Here is a 17,805-nt window from a genome sequence, read left to right as displayed (position 1 = left end):
CTCTCGTGGTCAAGGCGCGCGCCGCGCCGTGGCGGCGCGCATGATCAGTGGCGAGTGTACGGAAACCGCCCCGAGCCGGAAAGCGGTTTTCCGCTCTGCCGGGGCGGGGGTCCGCGCAAGCGGCTCTACTCCTGTGCGTAGCCGCCGGTGGCCGGGCCGTAGGCGACGGCGTAGCGGTGACCGGGGACGCCCGCGACGGGGTGGTGAGGGCGCTTGCCCGGCCGCCGCCTCGCTCGCCGCGCACCGCTCGCCGCATGGGCACCGACACCGTCGCCCTGCTCGCCTGACGCGGTCGGGCGAGCAGGGCGGGAGCGTGGTGCGTGGTGCGTCAGATGACGGCGGTGTCGCCGCTTTTGGTCGGACCGAATGATCCGACGGGCGGCCGCGAGGCCGTCATAGTGCGGCCGCCATGGCGCGCAGCCGGGCGTGCGTCCCGCCCATGGGGGCGGCGCCCTTCAGGACGGCCTTGGGCAGCTTGGCCGTCATCGTGTAGACCGTGTCCACGACATTGGCGACCGGGGTGAGCGCCGCCTGCGAGACGAGCTGGTAGGCGTCGAGCGTCGACAGCCCGGTCTCGGCGGCCAGCCACTTCGTGAGCTCGGCGTGGGCGATGCGGAACGCGTCCTCCAGCGGCTTCGCGGAGCCGGTGGTGATGATGAAGTCGTCGCTCTCCAGCCGGGGCCAGGGACAGGGCGTCCCCTTGATCAGGTCGACGATCACGACCGTGTCCATGGCCGTCTCGACCGCGACCCCGCAGGTCTCGCCCTCGCCCTGGCGCGCGTGGCCGTCGCCGAAGGAGAACAGCGCGCCCTCGACGTTGACACCGAGGTAGCAAGTGGTCCCGGCGCGCATCTCCGGGGTGTCCATGTTCCCGCCCCAGTCGCCCGGCGCGAGCGAACTGCGCACCTCGCCCAGGGCCGGCGCCACGCCGACCGTTCCGTGCATGGGGTCGAGCGGCAGGTCCACCTCGTACGGCGACTCCAGGGCGCTGTAGCGGACGAGGCGGGCATCCCGGTCGATCTCGTAGATCCAGGTGCGCTCCGGCAGCGCCTCGTGCAGCAGCGCGGTGGTGCCGGTGCCGGTGAGCGCGCCGAAGAAGGGCACGGTCGTGCTGACGCCGCGCGCCTCCCTCGGCTCGATGGACACGAAGTGGACGGCGAGGGTGTCCCCGGGCTCGGCCCCTTCGACGTAGAAGGGGCCGGTCTGGGGGTTGATGAACCGCGGGTCGCAGACCTCCGAGACCCGGTCGCTCGCCGACCTGACCCGGCCGGCGAAGCAGTCGCGGGTCCAGGTGGACAGGGCCGTGCCCGGTTTGATCGACATCACGGGCGCGGCGCCGCCGAAGGTGTAGGTCAGGCCCGCCGGGTCCGCGTCGGGATCGAGGTCGTACGACACCGTCATCATGTGCTCCTTCAGTCGCGCTCGACCGTGTCCTCGAGGACGATCCGGCCGATGATCTCGTACTTCACCGGGTTGCGGGCCTTCAGGTAGAGGGCGAAACCGCCGCCGATCACCGCGACGGCGAGCACGATGTAGGGGATCAGTTTGAAGAACAGGGTCTTGGACGCGTCGCCCGCCGCCGCCTCCTGGTTCTGGAAGAGCAGGAAGACGACGTACAGCATGGCCAGGCCGCCGACCAGCGGGGCGAGCAGCGTGCGCCAGAGACTCTTCGTCTCCGGGTGCTTCTTCCTGAAGTGGAAGTAGCCGATGACGGAGAACGAGCACATCGACTGCACGATGAGGATCGCCAGCGTGCCGAGCACCGCGAGCAGCGTGTAGATGTGGATGTAGGGGTCCATCCCGGCGAAGAAGAACGCCAGCACGATCACGACCGAGATGCCGGTCTGCACGAAGCCGGCGATGTGCGGCGATCCGTGCCTGGGGTGGGTGGCGCCGATGGTCTTCGCGGTGCCGGGGAACAGGTTCTCGCGGCCGAGGGCGTAGAGGTAACGCGAGGCGCAGTTGTGGAACGCCATCGAGCAGGCGAACGACCCGGTCAGGATCAGGATCTTGAACAGGTCGACGGCCCAGGTGCCGATCATCTCCTGCGTGGGGTTGAAGAAGATGCCGGCGAACTCCTTGGCGGCGATCTCCGGCGCCTTCACGCCGTTGGCCGCGACCACCATCCACGACACGAACGTGTAGAACAGGCCGATGCCGACGACGGAGACGAGCGTGGCCCGGGGGACGATGCGCTTGGGGTCGCGCGACTCCTCGCCGTACATGGCGGTGGACTCGAAGCCCACCCACGACCAGAAGCACATGAACAGGCCGAGGCCGACCGCGCCGGCGGCCAGGCCGTTGGTCGTGAACGCGTTGATCGGGTTGATCGAGGAGGCCATCAGCCCGTCGGGGCCGCCTCCGTGGAACAAGGTCACGACCGCGGTCAGGCCGAGCATGAAGATCTCGGTGATCAGGAAGAGGCCGAGGACCTTGGCGGTCAGGTTGATGTCGAAGTAGGTGAGGATCGCGTTGAGCGCCAGGCCGAGGAAGGCGAACCACAGCCAGTGGATCTCGACCCCGCTCATGGTCTTGAAGGTGTCGCTCGCCTGGTAGGCGAAGAACCCGATGATCGAGGCCTCGAACACGACGTACGCCATCGTCGCGAGCATCCCCGCGACCATCCCGGCGACCTGGCCGAGGCCGTGGGAGATGTAGCCGTAGAAGGCCCCGGCCGCGGTGATGTGCTTGGCCATCGCGGTGTAGCCGACCGAGAAGACGGTCAGCACGATCGTCGCGAACAGGTAGCCCGCCGGCGCTCCCAGGCCGTTGCCGAAGCCGAGCGCGATGGGCACGTTGCCCGTCATCGCGGTGATGGGGGCGGCGGTGGCGACCGCCATGAAGATGACGCCGACCAGTCCGACGGCGTCCTTGCGCAACCGGCTGACGCCCGGGGTCTCGGCGGATGTCGTCACCGCCTGTGTCTCAAAGGTGCTCAAAGCAGTGCCTCCGGGAGACCATGGTGGGGGTGGGGGAGATGTGTGGCATGTCACACAAGGTGCGCAAATCGTGCCACTCCATGGTTTGCCCGGGCAAGACCCTTGGTGTTTCGTAGTCCTCACCACGAGAACCGTTGACGTTTAAGGTGTGACCGGTGTCTTATTTGGTCCTACCGATTCACGGACCGATGGGACCGGGATGCTGGACTACGGGCTGTTCACCTATGCGGACAAGGACGAGGTTCTCGAGAAGTCCTCGGCGTACTGGAACCCGGGGAAGACCCAGTTCTGGATCGACTCCGGTGTTCCGCTGGTCATCGACCGCAGAGAGGGCTACTTCCTCTACGACGTCTCCGGTAAGCGCCTGATCGACGTCCACCTCAACGGCGGCACCTACAACCTGGGGCACCGCAACCCGGAGGTCGTGGCCGCGCTGAAGCAGGCGATGGACCACTTCGACATCGGCAACCACCACTTCCCCTCGCTCGCCCGCACCGCGCTGGCCGAGGCGCTGATCACGACCGGCCCCGAGGGGCTGAGCAAGGTCATCTACGCCAGTGGCGGCGGCGAGGCCATCGACATCGCGCTCAAGACGGCCAGGCACGCCACCGGCAAACGCAAGATCGTCTCCATCGTCAAGGCGTACCACGGCCACACCGGCCTCGCGGTCGGCACCGGCGACGAGCGCTTCTCCCGGCTGTTCCTGTCGGAGCGGCCGGAGGAGTTCGTCCACGTGCCGTTCAACGACCTGGCCGGCATGGAGGAGGCCCTGCGGGGCAGGGACGTGGCCGCCGTCATCATGGAGACGATCCCCGCGACGTACGGTTTCCCGCTGCCCGATCCCGGTTACCTGGAGAGCGTCAAGCGGCTCTGCGAGACGTACGACGCGCTCTACATCGCCGACGAGGTGCAGACCGGCCTGATGCGGACCGGCGAGCTGTGGGGCATCACCAAGCACGGCATCAGGCCCGACATCCTCGTCACCGGCAAGGGCATCTCCGGCGGCCTCTACCCGATCGCGGCGGTCCTGGTCAGCGAGCGCTGCGCCGGCTGGCTGACCGAGGACGGCTTCGCCCACATGGCGACGTTCGGCGGCGGCGAGCTCGGCTGCTTCGCCGCCATGAAGACGCTGGAGATCTGCAACCGGCCCGAGACCCGCTCGATCGTCCACCACGCGTCCGACGTCATCGGCCGCGGACTGGAGCGGATCAGGGACGACAACCCGGGCTGGTTCACCGGCATCAGGCAGAACGGCCTGATCTTCGGCCTGGAGTTCGACCACCCCGAGGGCGCCAAGTTCGTCATGCGGCAGCTCTACGACAACGGCGTGTGGGCCATCTTCTCCACCCTCGACCCCCGGGTCCTGCAGTACAAGCCGGGCATCCTCATCGATCCCGTGCTCACCGAGGAGTTGCTCGACCGTACGGCCGTCGCGATCGCACGGGCCGCGAAGGAGGCTGGAAAGTGACGTCCGGGATGCTGGAGCGGGCACGCTGGGCCGCCCGGGCCTTCGCCCGGTACGACAAGGCGAGCGTGGACCGCATCGTCGCCGCGGTGGCCGGGGCCGGCGCCGCCAACGCGACCCGGTACGCCGAGTGGGCCGTGCGCGAGACGGGCTTCGGCGTGGCCGAGCACAAGGCGCTCAAGAACGTGGCCTGCTCCACCGGCCTGGTCGAGGAGTACGCCGGCCACGACTACGTGTCCCCGCGCACTGACGCGGCCCAGAAGATCGTCTCGATCCCGCGGCCGGCCGGGGTGGTGTTCGCGCTGACCCCCTCGACGAACCCGGTCGCCACCGTCTACTTCAAGATCCTGCTGGCGCTGATGACCAGGAACGCGATCATCATCAGCCCCCACCCGATGGCGAAGGAGTGCTGCGCCGACGCCGCGCGGACGCTCGCCGCCGCGGCGGCCGAGGCGGGTGCGCCGGACGGCGTGATCCAGGTCGTCGAGGAGCCGGCGCTGCCGCTGATCGAGTCGATGATGGCCGACCCCAGGGTCGACGTGATCGTCGCCACCGGCGGCACTCCGGTCGTCCGGGCCGCCTACCGCTCGGGCAACCCGGCGCTCGGCGTCGGCCCCGGCAACGTCCCCGTGTTCGTGGACCGCACCGCCGACCTGGAGCCGGCCGCGCGGCTGATCGTGGACAGCAAGGCGTTCGACAACTCGATCCTGTGCACCAACGAATCGGTGCTCATCGTGGAGGACGCGGTCGCCGACCGCCTCGTCTCGCTGATGCGCGGCGCCCACCTGCTGTCGCCCGCCGATCGTGACCGGGTGCGCGAGGCGGTCTTCCCCGGCGGCCGGTTCGACACCCGGTTCGTCGGCAAGGACGCGACCTGGATCGCCCAGCAGGCCGGCGTACGGGTGCCGTCCGGCACCCGCGTGCTGCTCGCGCCGATCGACCGGCCCATGCCGGAGGAGCCGCTGGCGCACGAGAAGCTCTGCCCGGTGCTCGCCTTGCTGCGCGTGCCGTCCACGCGCGCCGGGATCGACGCGGCCAGGGCCGTGCTGCGCATCAGCGGCGCCGGCCACTCGGCCGCGATCCACAGCACCGACTCCCGCACGATCATCGAGTACGGCGCGGCCGTGCCGGTGCTGCGCGTCTCGGTCAACTCCGGCAACAGCCTGGGCGGCTCCGGCGTCCACACGAACCTGCCGATCTCCATGACGATCGGCACCGGCTACGTCGGCGGCTCGTCGGCGGGGGAGAACCTCCAGCCGGGCAACCTGGTGAACTGGACGAAGCTCGCCTACCACGTGGACGCGCCGTTCGGCGACTTCGCCGGGCTCGATCCGTGGTCGCCGCCAGACGGCCCGGTGCCGCGCTACCCCGAGCCGTCCAACGCGCGTACGGCTCCCGCCTCCCCGGCGGCCCCGGCGCCACAGGGCGACGTGCTGCGCGAGGAGATCAGGCGGCTCATCCTCGAAGAGCTCGCGTCGCTGGTGAGGTCGTGACATGGCCGAGCTGCGCTCCTTCATCTTCATCGACCAGCTGCAGCCGCAGACCATGTGCTACCTCGGCACCTGGATGCGCGGCGCGCTGCCGCGGCTGAACCAGGCCGCGCAGATCATCGAGATCGCCCCCGGGCTCGACATCGAGCCGCTGACCGACGTGGCGCTCAAGCACGCCGACGTGAAGGCCGGCGTGCTGGTGGTCGAGCGGCAGTTCGGCTACCTGGAGTTCCATGGGCAGATCGGGGAGGTGCGGGCGGCGGCCGACGCCGTGCTCGACGCGCTCGGCGCGAGCGCCGCCCATGCCGTGGCGCCCCGCATCCTGGCCTCCGAGATCGTCTCCAGCCTGGACGGGCAGCACGCCTTCCTCATCAACCGCAACCGCGTCGGGTCGCTGGCTCTGCCGGGCGAGTCGCTGTTCGTCCTGGAATGCCAGCCCGCGTCGTACGCGATCCTCGCGGTGAACGAGGCCGAGAAGGCCGCGGAGATCAAGGTCGTCGACTACCGCATGATGGGCGCGACCGGCCGGGTGTACCTGTCCGGCCGCGAGTCCGACGTCCGCCAGGCCGCCGACGCCGCCCGCCGGGTGCTGGGCGACAGGGCGGGAGCCGTGCGATGACCGCGCTCCCGGCCGACGAGCTGCGGCTGCTGGTCCGCGAGGTGCTGCGCGACCTCCTTCCCGCGATCTCCGCCGCGACGACCGTGACCGCGACGACCGCGACCGCGCCGCCCGGGACCGCGACGACCGCGCCGGCCGGGACCGCGCCGGCCGGACACGTGCCCGGTGCATCCGCCGAGACCCCCGGCCGGACGCTCGCGGCCGAACCTGTCGTGATCGGCGGCGACGACGATCTCAACGCGTTCGCGCTGCGGGTCCTCGACCTCGCGGCGGACCCGGCCCGCGCCGCCGCCCTGCGGTCGGGACGGCTGCGGTTCCGCCTGGCCGCACTCGCACCCGCACTCGCACCCGCACTCGCACCCGCACCCGCCCCCGAACCCGCCCCTGCCGCACAGCCCGCCCAGGAGGCCGTACGGCAGGAGGTCGTGCGGCACGAGAAGGGGGCCGTCACCGAGCGGCACGTGGCCGCGGCCGCCGCCGCGGGCGCCCGGATGGTCCTCGGCCGCCGCGCGGTGCTCACGCCGCTCGCCAGGGAGCGGGCCCGCGCCTGCGGACTCGCCGTGGAGAGGGAGGACTGATGCTGCGCGGCACCGTCACGTCGAGCGTGTGGTCCACCAAGCGGGTCGAGGGCGTCCCGGCCGGCGCTTTCCTCGAAGTCGAACTCGACGGGGGAGCCCGGCTGATCGCCTTCGACGTGCTCGGGAGCGGCATCGGCGAGCGGGTCCTGATCGTGCAGGGCTCGGTGGCCGCCTCCTGGTTCCCCGCCGAGAAGTCCCCGCCGATCGACGCACTGATCATCGGCTCCATCGACGAAACCGTCTAACCGAAGGAGAGGCACATGGCCAACAACGCGATCGGCCTGATCGAGACCAAGGGCTACGTGGCTGCGCTCGCCGCCGCCGACGCCATGGTCAAGGCGGCCAACGTCACGATCGTCGGACGCGAGCAGGTCGGGTCGGGACTGGTGGCCGTCACGGTCATCGGCGACGTCGGCGCGGTCAAGGCCGCCACCGAGGCCGGGGCGGAGACCGCCTCGAACGTGGGCGAGCTGGTCTCCGTGCATGTGATCCCGCGCCCGCACGCCGACCTCGCCCGCGCGTTCGACCTCTCGACCGGTGAGTAGCGCCGCCCCTGCGCCCCGTTCCCGCGCGCGTGCCGCCGGCAAGGCGGCTCCGGCGGAGCGGCGTACGGCCGAGCTGCGGGTCTACCTGCTGGTGGAGAACCTGCGGCGGCAGTTCACCGCGGCCATGGCCGCGCCCACCCGGGCCCGGGGCTACCCGCCGTACGAGGGGCAGCACGCGCTGATCGTGGAGGTCGCCCCCGGCCTCGCGATCGAGCGGGTCATCGACCTCGCCCTGCGCGCCGTGCCGTCCGTCGAGCCCGGCATCCTGTTCGTCGAGCGCCAGTTCGGCGTGCTCGAGGTTCACGGCTCCTCACTGGAGCACGTACGGCGGGCCGGGCAGGCGATCCTCGACGGCATCGGCGCCTCGGCGGGCGACCAGTTGCGGCCCCGGATCCTCTACACCGACGTCATCGAGGACATCACGGATCAGCACGCGGTGCTCATCAACCGCAACCGGCAGGCCTCGATGGTCCTGCCGGGGGAGACACTGCTGGTCTGCGAGATGACCCCGGCGCTGTTCGCGACCGTGGCGGCCAACGAGGCCGAGGCGGCGGCGCCGGACATCACGCTCGTGGACGTGCAGATGATCGGGTCCGCCGGGCGGCTCTACATCAGCGGCCGCTCCTCCTCGGTTCGTACGGCCAGGGACGCCATCGTCCGCGTCCTCGAGTCCGTCGAGGGCCGCGACCACTGACCGCACCGGGCACACCGAGCGACGCGGGAAGCACCGAGCGAGCCGGAGGGGCGCGCCGCCGATCTGGACTGAGGAGCCGCGCGGGAGCGAAGCGACCAAGCGGTGACGAGGGCTGTGCTCCTGGCGCGCCTGCGGCACGACCCGGCGGATATCAGCGCCCCGCCGAGCGACGCGGGAAACACAGGCGGGGGAAGATCTGACGGACACTTCCACAGGATCCTTTAGGAGAACGCATGCAGGTCCACGACCTGTCCGGCGGCGACGACGTCCTCGCCCGCATCGAGGGGGTCGCCCGCCGAGCCCTTCGGCACTACGACGTTTCCCCCGACGCCACCGTGACGCTGCTCAACGTCTCGGAGAACGCGACCTTCACTGTTGCGGACGGCGGGCGCCGGGCGATCCTGCGGGTCCACCGGCTCGGCTACCACTCGCTGGAGGCCATCGCCAGCGAGCTCGCCTGGCTGGACGCGCTGCGCGACGAGGCCGGGATCGTCACGCCGCGCGTGCTGCCCGCCCGTGACGGGTCGCGCGTCGTCACCATGCGGGAACCGGGCTCCGAGCCCCGTCACTGTGTGATGTTCGAGTTCCTTCCCGGCGCGGAGCCGGCCGAGGACCGGCTGGTGGAGGAGTTCGAGCGGCTGGGCGCGCTCACCGCCCGCATGCACCGCCACGCCCGCGCCTGGGCGAGGCCGGCGTCCTTCACCCGCTTCCACTGGGACCTGGACGCCGCCTTCGGCCCGCGGGCGCGGTGGGGCAGGTGGCAGGACGGCGTCGGCGTGGACAGGGAGGCGCACGCCGTGCTCGCCCGGCTTGAGGCCGAGCTGCGCCGCAGGCTGGAGCGGTTCGGCAAGGGCCCCGACCGGTACGGGCTCATCCACGCCGACCTGCGCCTGGCCAACCTCCTCGTGGACGGTCAGACGGGGACGAGCGTCATCGACTTCGACGACTGCGGCCTCGGCTGGTACCTCTACGACCTCGGCGCCGCCGTCAGCTTCATCGAGCACCGGCCCGAGGTGCCGCACATGGCGGAGTCGTGGGTGCGCGGCTACCGGTCCGTGCTCGGCCTCCAGAAGGAGGACGAGGCCGAGATCTGGACGTTCATCATGTTCCGCCGCCTCCTCCTCGTCGCGTGGATCGGCTCCCATTCGGCCGCCGACGTCGCCAGGGAACTCGGCGCCGGCTACACCCAGGGCAGCTGCGAGCTGGCCGAGCGCTACCTCAGCGGATCACTCTAAGGAGTCCATGTGTTCACCCCAGTGGCCGGGCGGTCGGTCGTCGTGACCGGCGGCAGCAAGGGCATCGGCAAGGGCATCGCGCGGGTCTTCGCCCGCGCCGGCGCGAACGTCCTCGTCGCGGGCCGCGACGAGGAGGCGCTGAAGTCCGCCGCCGCCGAGATCGGCGCGTCGTACGTGGTCGCGGACGTGTCCAGGGCCGCGGACTGCGAGCGCATCGCCGAGACGGCGGCCGAGCGGCACGGCGGCGTCGACGTGCTGTGCGCCAACGCCGGGATCTTCCCCGACAAGAAGCTCGCCGAGATGACCGAGGCCGACATCGACGAGGTCGTCGGCGTCAACCTCAAGGGCACCATGCTCTGCGTCCGCGCGTGCCTGCCCGCGCTTGAGGCGTCCGGCCACGGGCGGGTCATCCTCACCTCCTCCATCACCGGTCCTTTCACCGGCCTGCCGGGCTGGTCGCACTACGGCGCCAGCAAGGCGGGGCAGCTCGGGTTCATGCGCACCGCCGCGATCGAGCTGGCGCCGAAGGGCATCACGGTCAACGCCGTCCTGCCCGGCAACATCCTGACGGAGGGACTGGCCGGCCTGGGGGACGACTACCTGCGCGGGATGGAGGCCGCGATCCCGATGCGGCGTCTCGGCTCGGTCGAGGACATCGGCAACGCCTGCCTGTTCCTCGCCACCGACGAGGCGGCGTTCGTCACCGGGCACTCGCTGGTCGTGGACGGGGGCCAGGTCCTGCCCGAATCGCAGGATGCGATGAGCGGGTTGTAATTCGTGCTGAACCGCAGGGACCCGGCATCAGCCATGGATAAGCCCATCCCCCACGATCCTCAGAGATTAGTAGCTCTAAGCTGCATACTGTCTGTCGTGGCTGCAACCCTGCGGTCGAACACCAACGTCATTTTCCGGTGCGCATTCCGTGTCGTGTGGTGCCCTAAGTACCCGCGGCGCATACTGGGCGGCCGGATCGAAGAACGCTTGAAGGAACTCATCCGCGAGGTGGTGGACGAGAAAGGGGCATGGCTGGTGCGAATGGAGGTCATGCCCGACCACGTTCATCTGCTGGTCGAGGTCGATCCGCAATACGGCGTTCACCGACTGGTCAAGGCCATCAAGGGTCGCTCGTCCCGCGTGCTGCGTGAGGCATTTCCCCACCTGAAGTCCCAGCTCCCGACGTTGTGGACGAACTCCTACTTCGCGGCCACGGTTGGCGGCGCACCCCCGGCCATGGTGAAGCGGTACGTCGAGCAGCAGAAGGGCCGTTGAATGCTGACCGGCCGCCGCTACCTGCTGGCGTTCACCCCAGAGCAGGAGACCCTCGCCGAACTCATCGGCGACGCCTGCCGTGCGGTGTGGAACACCGCGTTGGAGCAGCGCCGGGCCTACCGGCAGCGTGGGGCGTTCACCGGCTATGTGGAGCAGGCCAGGCAACTGGCCGAAGCAAAGAAAGACTTCCCATGGCTGGCCGAAGCCCCGTCGCACACGCTTCAGCAGACGCTGCGCGACCTGGAGAAGGCATGCAAGACGCACGGCACGTTCAAGGTCCGCTGGCGTTCCAAACGCAAGAGCCCGCCGTCGTTCCGTTTCCCCGACCCTAGACACCTGGCTGTCGAGCGCGTGTCACACCGGTGGGGCCGGGTGAGATTACCCAAACTCGGCTGGGTCCGTTTCCGGTGGACGCGTCCGCTCGGCGGTCGGCTCCGCAACGCCACAGTGCTGAAGGACGGCAGACGCTGGTACATCGCGTTCTGCGTGGAAGACGGGCTGGTGGAGCTCGCGCCGAACGGCAAGCCGCCTGTCGGCGTGGACCGAGGCGTCAAGGTCGCTGTGGTCACCTCGGGCGGATGGATGTGTGACCGCGAGTTCTTCACGCCCGGGGAGACGATTCGGCTGAAGCGGCTTCAGCAGCAGCTCGCCCGGCAGCGGAAAGAGTCCATGCGGCGCGCGGCCACACGGGCCAAGCTGGCGAGACTGAACGCCCGCATCCGCAACCGGCGCGCCGACTTCCTCGCCTGGACGGCGAATCGGCTGACCCGTGACCACGGGCTGGTCGTGGTCGAGGACCTGAAGGTCAAGAATATGACGGCCAGTGCCAAGGGCACCATGGAGCGGCCCGGGTCCCGCGTTCGTCAGAAAGCGGGTCTGAACCGGGCCATCCTCGCCAAGGGCTGGGGCGGGCTGCTGACCGCGTTGGAGCACAAGGCGCGGTACAACGGCTCCCGCGTCGTGCGGGTGCCCGCCGCGTACACCTCGCAGCGCTGTTCGGCGTGCGGGCAGGTGGATGCGAAGTCCCGCGAGAGCCAAGCGGTCTTCGCCTGCACATCCTGCACCTACGCGGGCAACGCTGACGTCAACGCCGCGAAGAACATCCTCGCCGCCGGGCTGGCGGTGACAGGGCGTGGAGACCTCGCCATTGGGCGGTCTGCGAAGCGCCAACCACCCGAGACGAGGGCAGCGTGAACGCGCCTCAGCCACGGGAATCCCCGCCTTCGGGCGCGGGAAGGAAGTCAACTAATCGGGCCGATCCATGCTCTGTCATGGTTTGGCCCTGTGAGGCGGAAAGGGTGAGCAGGTGTCCCGCGACCTGGATGGCGAGAGCGCGGTCGAGGCGGTGCGGCGGGAGGTCCTTCGGCTCATCACGAGCGGCGAGCTCCGGCCCGGCCAGCGGCTCGGCTCGGAGCGCGAGCTGTCCACGCGCATGGGAGTCAGCCGTACGACGCTGCGCCAGGCGCTCGGGCTGCTGGAGCAGGCGGGCGCGGTGCGCCGGGTGCCCGGCAGGGGCGGCGGGACGTTCGTCAGCGGCGGCAAGGTGGAGCGCGACCTGTCGAGCGTGGTCGGCGTGCCGGCGCTGCTGCGCGAACAGGGCTTCACCGCGGGGTCCCGGGTGGTCAGGGCCACGATCGCGGGCGCCGACGAGGCGACCGCCGCGGCCCTGGGCATGCAGCCGGGCGACCTGGTGACCGAGATCGTCCGCATCAGGTTCGCCGACGGGGTGCCGCTCTCGCTGGAGCAGGCCCGGTTCCCCGCGCTGCGCTTCCCGGGACTGCTGGAGCAGCCCCTCGGCGGGTCGGTCTACGAGCTGCTCGCCGAGCGGTACGGCGTGCGCCCCGCCGACGCGCTCGAACGCATCGAGGCGGTGGCGGCGGGAGAGGAGGAGGCGGCGGTGCTCGGTGTGGAGCCCGGCGTGCCGGTCCTGGCCATCACCCGCACGACCTCCGACGAGCAGGGCCGGGCCTTCGAGTTCTCCCAGGACGTCTTCAGGGGCGACCGCACCCGCGTCCTCGTCCACGTCAGCGGCGCCACCGGCGCCACGCACTCCGCCCGCGAGCAGGGCCGGCTCGTGCGCTTCCCGGAGGTGACGGGGTGACGGCACGCACGGATCCCTGGGCGGTGCGGGTGGCGAGCGCGCCCGTCAGCTTCGGCGTCTACCGCGCCGACAGCGCGCCGCTGGGGTCGCAGGAGTTGCTCGCGACGATGCGCGAGGCCGGGTACGACGGCACCGACTCCGGGCCGATCGGATACCTGGGCACGGCACCGATCCTTCCCGAACGGCTCGCGGCGCACGGTCTCGGACTGGCCGGCGGCTGGGTGGACCTGCGCTACGACGACCCGGACGGCTTCCGCGAGGACCTGGCCGCCCTCGACGCCGCCCTCGACGTGTTCACCGCCGTCGGCGACGCCGGGGCCGGGACGGCCGATCCGCGGTTCGCGCCGCGGCCGACGCTCGCCTGCCCGGACCGGCCCGAGCGGTTCGCCCGTCCCGGCATGCCGGCCGACCTGAGGCTCTCCCTGCCCGACGACGACTGGCCCGCGTACGCCGGGCGGATCGGCGAGGCGGCGGCCCGCTGCCGCGACCGCGGCCTGGAACCCGTCTTCCACCACCATCTGGGCACCGACGTGGAGACGCCCGAGGAGGTCGAGCGGCTGCTCGGCTCGACGGACGTCTCGCTGTGCCTGGACACCGGGCACCTGTGGCTGGCCGGGGGCAACCCGGTGGCGGCCATCCGCGACTGGTCCTCGCGCATCCGCCAGGTGCACGTCAAGGACGCCTCCCGAGACGTCCTCGCCCGGATCCGCGGGGGCGGCGGCGACCTGTGGGACCTGGTCGCGGCGGGCGGCTTCCCGCCGCTCGGTCAGGGCGACCTGGACCTGCCCGCCGTGCTGGCCGAGCTGCGGCGGTCGGGTTACGAGGGCTGGATCGTGATCGAGCAGGACGTCCCGGCCTTCCGCGCCTCGGACACCGAGGCCCTGGCGCGGGCCGTCGCCGACCAGAGGGCCAACCGCACCGCCTTCGGCGAGGCCCTCCGCGCCGCCGGCCTCGCCTGATCCCGCCCTCCCTGATCGCGCCCCGCCGCGCGCGCCAGAGGCAGGACTCGACGACGATGGCGGTATGACGACCGCCGCGAATTACGCCGAGTTCGCCGCACGAGAGGCCCACGGCGTGTCCCCGGCGTACGAACGCCTGGCGCTCGCGGTCTCCCGTGACCGCGAGACGCTCGAGCTGCTCGGCGCGCTCCCACCGGCGAAGCGGCAGCCGAACCTGCTGTTCGCCGTCGTCCGGTTCCTCGGCGGCCCGGTCGAGGACCCCGCCGCGTTCCTTGACTACACCGTGGGCAACTGGCCGGCGGTCCAAGCGGAGATGCGCACCCGGGCCACGCAGACGAACGAGGCCGGGCGGTGCGCGGTGCTGCTGCCGGTGCTCGCCGCGCTGCCGCAGCCGCTCGCGCTGCTGGAGGTCGGGGCCTCGGCCGGGCTGTGCCTCTATCCCGACCGGTACGCCTACCGCTACGGCGACCACCTGCTCGGCTCCGGCGAACCGGTCCTGGACTGCGCCGCGACCGGGGTGACGCTACCAGCCCGTGTACCCGAGGTGGTGTGGCGGGCAGGTCTGGATCTGAACCCGCTCGACGTGACCGATCCCGCCGACGTCGCGTGGCTCGCCGCCCTCATCTGGCCGGAGCACGAGCGGCGGCGGGCCCGGCTGCGGGCGGCGGCGGCCGTCGCCGCGGCCGAGCCGCCGCTGCTCGTGCGCGGCGACCTGGCGGACGACCTGCCGGAACTGGCCGCGAAGGCCCCGGCAGGCGCCACGCTGGTCGTGTTCCACACCTCGGTGCTGTATCAGGTGCCGGCGCCGCGGCGGGAGGCGTTCGCCGAGGTGGTCCGCGGGCTGCCGGGGCACTGGATCGCGAACGAGACCCCCGATGTGCTGCCGCGCCCTGGTCTGCCGCGCCCTGGTCTGCCGGAGCCGCCCGGAGCGGCGCTGTACAACGTGCTCGCGCTGGACGGGACGCCGCTCGCCTGGACCCTGTCGCACGGGCAGGCGATGGTCTGGTTCGCGTGACCTCGCCCGTCGCCCGCCGCGGGGCGGCTTGTTTGTCGCCCGTCACTGCTATGAATTGCGCCATCTTCTGATCTTCACGGAAACGAGTCGTTCGATGGCGTCAGTGATGTTTCGCGATGAGACCGCGACGGGCCGCGCTCTGGCCGAGTTCTCCCTTCCGGACCTGCCCGACCGGACCACGGCCCGTGAGCTGGTGCGTCTGCGCGTCCGCGAGGAGGTGGCCCGTCACAACGCCTCTCCCGCGCCGTGCTTTCGCGGTCTGGTCACGCCGACGGACGCCGAGGCGGAGCTGAACGGCTACCGCATGCGCACCACTGGCACGCTCGACTGGGAGAAGCAGGCCGACGCCGCCGAGGCCGCCTTCGCCCGCAACGGCTTCCTGCTGCTGGTCGGCGACCGCCAGGTCGAGGGCCTCGACACGGAGATCGACCTGATCGCCGATCCTGTGGTGTCGTTCGTCAAGCTCGTCCCCCTGGCCGGAGGCTGACGGTGGACGCGTGGGGCTACCTGAGCCAGGCCGGCAAGGACGAGTTCGAGAGGCCGGATACCGAGATCACCGGCCCCGGCGATCTCCAGGCAGGTCCTGTCATGAACCTCCATGGCACGCCCCTGTCCCCGCGGGCGCGGTTCCTGCACGACCTGATGACGGGGGCCGCGAGGCTTGTCCAGCGGGAGCGGCTCCTGCAGGACCTGATGGCGGGCGTCACCACGCGTGCCGCCCAGGGGCTCGACGCCTCACGGCTCAGCGCGTACGAGCTGGGAGCGCTGCTCCCCGCGGCATGCCGCGTCGACATGGAGTCCCGCGACGCCGTTCTGGTGCGGTGGGAGGTCGAAAGGGAGGCGAGTGAGCGTCAGCCGTTGTTCACACCGGAGGCGTGCGCCGACCTGTTCGACGCACTGGCCGGGCGACGGGCGGACATCCGGGTCGCGGTGGGCGCGCTGGTCCGGTGCCCCGCGGGCGCGCCGCTCGACCGGCTCGCCGGTCCGGCCCGCGTCGCGGTGGAGCGCCTGCTCCGGGAGGATCGGCTCGACGAGCCCTTCTCGCTGCTGGCGGCCGCCGGGCTCGCCGGGCTGGACGCCGAGGCGGCCGAGCGGCTCACCACCGGGCGCGGTCCACTGGCCATGGCCGAGGTGGAACTGCTGCTCGGCTGGGACCCCACGCAGCGGGCGCTGTTCGCCGAGTCCGCGCGGGAAAGCTCCCGCAACGCCCCGCCACCGCTGCCCGACGCCCGGGAGCGGCTGAGCGTCCTGCCCGGCTACGTTGCCTTCACCCGCACCACAGTGGAGGCGGCCGCGGCCCGCGTCGGCGCCATCCATGCCGGGGAGGTGCCCTACCGCGCGGAGAAGGCGTTCGGCGTGGGGGAGAAGCAGACGATCGGCCGCGCCGTACGGATCGCGCTCCTCCGGGACGAGCCCTGGTTGCCCGAGCCGCTGGAGCGGCTGGCGCGCGGTGTCGCGGTCGCGCCCACCAAGGCCAGGACCCTGCCCTCACAGGGGGTGCTGTTCGAGATCGCCCGCGCGGCCGAGGACCACCCGACCCCGGAGGCCGTCACGGCCCTGCGTGCCGCCAGGGACACGACCCGGCACGCGGGCGTGCCCAAGCAGCTCGACCGCGTGCTCAAGCGCATCGAACCCGCGCTGGCCGACCGGGTGGAGGTCGCCTTCCGGCTGCCGGACGGGCGCGTACGGCAGCCGCTGGGCGAGCACACGGCGGTCATCTCGGTCGAGGGCGAGGTCGAGTTGTCGTGGTGGCACGGGGACAGGAAGCTCAAGACGGTTCCTGCTGCGGTCAAACGGGAGCACCCCGACGAGGTCAAGCGACTGCGCGAGCTGGCCAAGCAGGTCCGCCGGCAGCAGAAGACCCTGGTCAGGGCGCTGGAGGCCGGGTTCGCCCACCAGGTCGCGCCGCCCTACCGGCAGATCGAGGGACATCCGGTCGCGGACCGGATGATCTGGGAGTTCGAGGTGTCGCCCGGGGTGTGGCGCAGCGAGCTCGGGCTGACCGTGCCGGACGTCCCCGTGCGGCTGTGGCATCCGGCCCGCGCCACGCCGGACGAGGTGCGGGCCTGGCGCGAGGTCGTGCAGGACAAGGAGCTGCGCCAGCCGTTCAAGCAGGCCTTCCGCGAGGTGTACCCGCTGACGCCCGCCGAGGAGGCGACGGCGACCTACTCCAACCGGTTCGCCGGGCACGTGGTCGGCTACCACAAGCTGTACGCCCTGCTCAAGCAGCGTGGGTGGCAGTCCCCCTATCTGGGGCCGTGGGACGGCGGCGGCGACGGGGAGGCCAGGCGGGTGCTGGGCGGAGGGGGCTGGCGGGCGACGTTCCTCCACGACTACCTCTGGCACGAGGACGGATACGCCACCATCGGCGAGGTCCGCTTCCACCGGATGGCCGGGGACGGCTGGCGTGAGGCGCGGCTCGCCGAGGTGCCGCCGCTGGTGTTCAGCGAGGCGATGCGGGACGTGGACCTGTTCGTCGCGGTCGCGTCGATCGGCGCCGATCCGGAGTGGCTCGACCGGGGAGTCGACCGGCTGCGGGACTACTGGCGGTCCTACGGCTTCGGGGACCTGTCCGAGAACGCCCGGGTGCGGCGTGACGCGCTCGCCCGGTTGCTGCCGCGGCTGGCGATCGCCGATCGGTGCGCGCTGACCGATCGTTTTCTGGTGGTCCGGGGTGAGCTACGTACGTACAAGATCCACCTGGGGTCGGGCAACATTCTGATGGAGCCCAACGACGCCTATCTGTGCGTGGTTCCGCGGGGGTCGGGTGACCGGGTCTTCCTGCCCTTCGAGGAGGACGGCGGCATGCTGTCGGTCATCGTGTCCAAGGCCTTCCTGCTCGCCGCCGACACCGAGATCACCGACCCCACGATCGTCCGGCAGATCCGTCCGTGAC

The 17,805-nt window shown here is 71.3% G+C and carries 18 protein-coding genes; 16 read left to right on the top strand and 2 right to left on the bottom strand.

Annotated features, from left to right (window positions below; genetic code table 11):
* Positions 1-393: 393 nt before the first annotated feature.
* Positions 394-1,404 (bottom strand): acetamidase/formamidase family protein, encoded by a 1,011-nt coding sequence (locus HHX35_RS13845; protein WP_259405034.1) that lies wholly within the window; start codon positions 1,402-1,404, stop codon positions 394-396.
* Between the two features lie 8 nt (positions 1,405-1,412).
* The gene (locus tag HHX35_RS13840; RefSeq protein WP_220505368.1) at positions 1,413-2,915 is read right to left on the bottom strand and encodes an APC family permease; all 1,503 of its coding nucleotides are present in this window, start codon (positions 2,913-2,915) and stop codon (positions 1,413-1,415) included.
* Positions 2,916-3,138: 223 nt separating this feature from the next.
* Between HHX35_RS13840 and HHX35_RS13835 the strand changes: the two genes are divergently transcribed.
* The 16 genes from HHX35_RS13835 (at position 3,139) to HHX35_RS13760 (ending at position 17,804) form a co-directional block, all read left to right on the top strand.
* Entirely contained in the window at positions 3,139-4,407 is a 1,269-nt protein-coding gene (locus HHX35_RS13835) for an aspartate aminotransferase family protein (protein WP_139575270.1), read from the top strand.
* Complete coding sequence (locus HHX35_RS13830; protein WP_220505367.1) at positions 4,404-5,897, top strand: aldehyde dehydrogenase family protein; 1,494 nt, start codon at positions 4,404-4,406, stop codon at positions 5,895-5,897. Before HHX35_RS13835 ends, HHX35_RS13830 begins: the two co-directional genes overlap by 4 nt.
* A 1-nt stretch (position 5,898) precedes the next feature.
* Positions 5,899-6,513 (top strand): BMC domain-containing protein, encoded by a 615-nt coding sequence (locus tag HHX35_RS13825; RefSeq protein WP_182899218.1) that lies wholly within the window; start codon positions 5,899-5,901, stop codon positions 6,511-6,513.
* Positions 6,510-7,091 carry a hypothetical protein gene (locus HHX35_RS13820; RefSeq protein ID WP_182899217.1) on the top strand — a complete coding sequence of 194 codons (582 nt, stop codon included), beginning with the start codon at positions 6,510-6,512 and terminating at the stop codon, positions 7,089-7,091. Before HHX35_RS13825 ends, HHX35_RS13820 begins: the two co-directional genes overlap by 4 nt.
* Positions 7,091-7,336, top strand: coding sequence for a EutN/CcmL family microcompartment protein (locus HHX35_RS13815; protein ID WP_142564684.1), 246 nt, complete (start codon positions 7,091-7,093; stop codon positions 7,334-7,336). The genes HHX35_RS13820 and HHX35_RS13815 overlap by 1 nt, the downstream gene beginning before the upstream one ends.
* Positions 7,337-7,351: 15 nt before the next feature.
* Positions 7,352-7,636 carry a BMC domain-containing protein gene (locus tag HHX35_RS13810; protein WP_139575266.1) on the top strand — a complete coding sequence of 95 codons (285 nt, stop codon included), beginning with the start codon at positions 7,352-7,354 and terminating at the stop codon, positions 7,634-7,636.
* Positions 7,629-8,330 carry a hypothetical protein gene (locus HHX35_RS13805; protein ID WP_259405033.1) on the top strand — a complete coding sequence of 234 codons (702 nt, stop codon included), beginning with the start codon at positions 7,629-7,631 and terminating at the stop codon, positions 8,328-8,330. The genes HHX35_RS13810 and HHX35_RS13805 overlap by 8 nt, the downstream gene beginning before the upstream one ends.
* Positions 8,331-8,563: 233 nt before the next feature.
* Positions 8,564-9,565 carry a phosphotransferase enzyme family protein gene (locus HHX35_RS13800; RefSeq protein ID WP_182899216.1) on the top strand — a complete coding sequence of 334 codons (1,002 nt, stop codon included), beginning with the start codon at positions 8,564-8,566 and terminating at the stop codon, positions 9,563-9,565.
* Positions 9,566-9,574: 9 nt separating this feature from the next.
* A complete protein-coding gene (gene fabG / locus HHX35_RS13795; protein WP_182899215.1) occupies positions 9,575-10,339 on the top strand; it encodes a 3-oxoacyl-ACP reductase FabG in 765 nt (254 codons plus the stop codon).
* 96 nt (positions 10,340-10,435) lie between these two features.
* A complete protein-coding gene (gene tnpA / locus HHX35_RS13790) occupies positions 10,436-10,834 on the top strand; it encodes an IS200/IS605 family transposase (protein WP_182899214.1) in 399 nt (132 codons plus the stop codon).
* Entirely contained in the window at positions 10,835-12,028 is a 1,194-nt protein-coding gene (locus HHX35_RS13785; protein WP_182899213.1) for an RNA-guided endonuclease TnpB family protein, read from the top strand.
* Between the two features lie 112 nt (positions 12,029-12,140).
* Entirely contained in the window at positions 12,141-12,935 is a 795-nt protein-coding gene (locus HHX35_RS13780; protein WP_139575261.1) for a GntR family transcriptional regulator, read from the top strand.
* The gene (locus tag HHX35_RS44595) at positions 12,932-13,894 is read left to right on the top strand and encodes a sugar phosphate isomerase/epimerase (RefSeq protein WP_310739077.1); all 963 of its coding nucleotides are present in this window, start codon (positions 12,932-12,934) and stop codon (positions 13,892-13,894) included. Before HHX35_RS13780 ends, HHX35_RS44595 begins: the two co-directional genes overlap by 4 nt.
* 64 nt (positions 13,895-13,958) lie before the next feature.
* Positions 13,959-14,909, top strand: a complete 951-nt coding sequence (locus HHX35_RS13770; protein ID WP_182899212.1) for a DUF2332 domain-containing protein — start codon at positions 13,959-13,961, stop codon at positions 14,907-14,909.
* Positions 14,910-15,015: 106 nt separating this feature from the next.
* A complete protein-coding gene (locus HHX35_RS13765) occupies positions 15,016-15,396 on the top strand; it encodes a hypothetical protein (RefSeq protein ID WP_259405032.1) in 381 nt (126 codons plus the stop codon).
* 2 nt (positions 15,397-15,398) lie between these two features.
* Entirely contained in the window at positions 15,399-17,804 is a 2,406-nt protein-coding gene (locus HHX35_RS13760; protein ID WP_182899210.1) for a DUF4132 domain-containing protein, read from the top strand.
* Position 17,805: the final 1 nt, after the last annotated feature.

Source organism: Microbispora sp. H10830 (assembly GCF_014161375.1).
In the GTDB taxonomy this organism is placed as follows: Bacteria; Actinomycetota; Actinomycetes; order Streptosporangiales; family Streptosporangiaceae; genus Microbispora; species Microbispora catharanthi.
The sequence above is the reverse complement of the archived record's forward strand: the minus strand, read 5'-3'. Positions and strand labels throughout refer to the sequence as shown.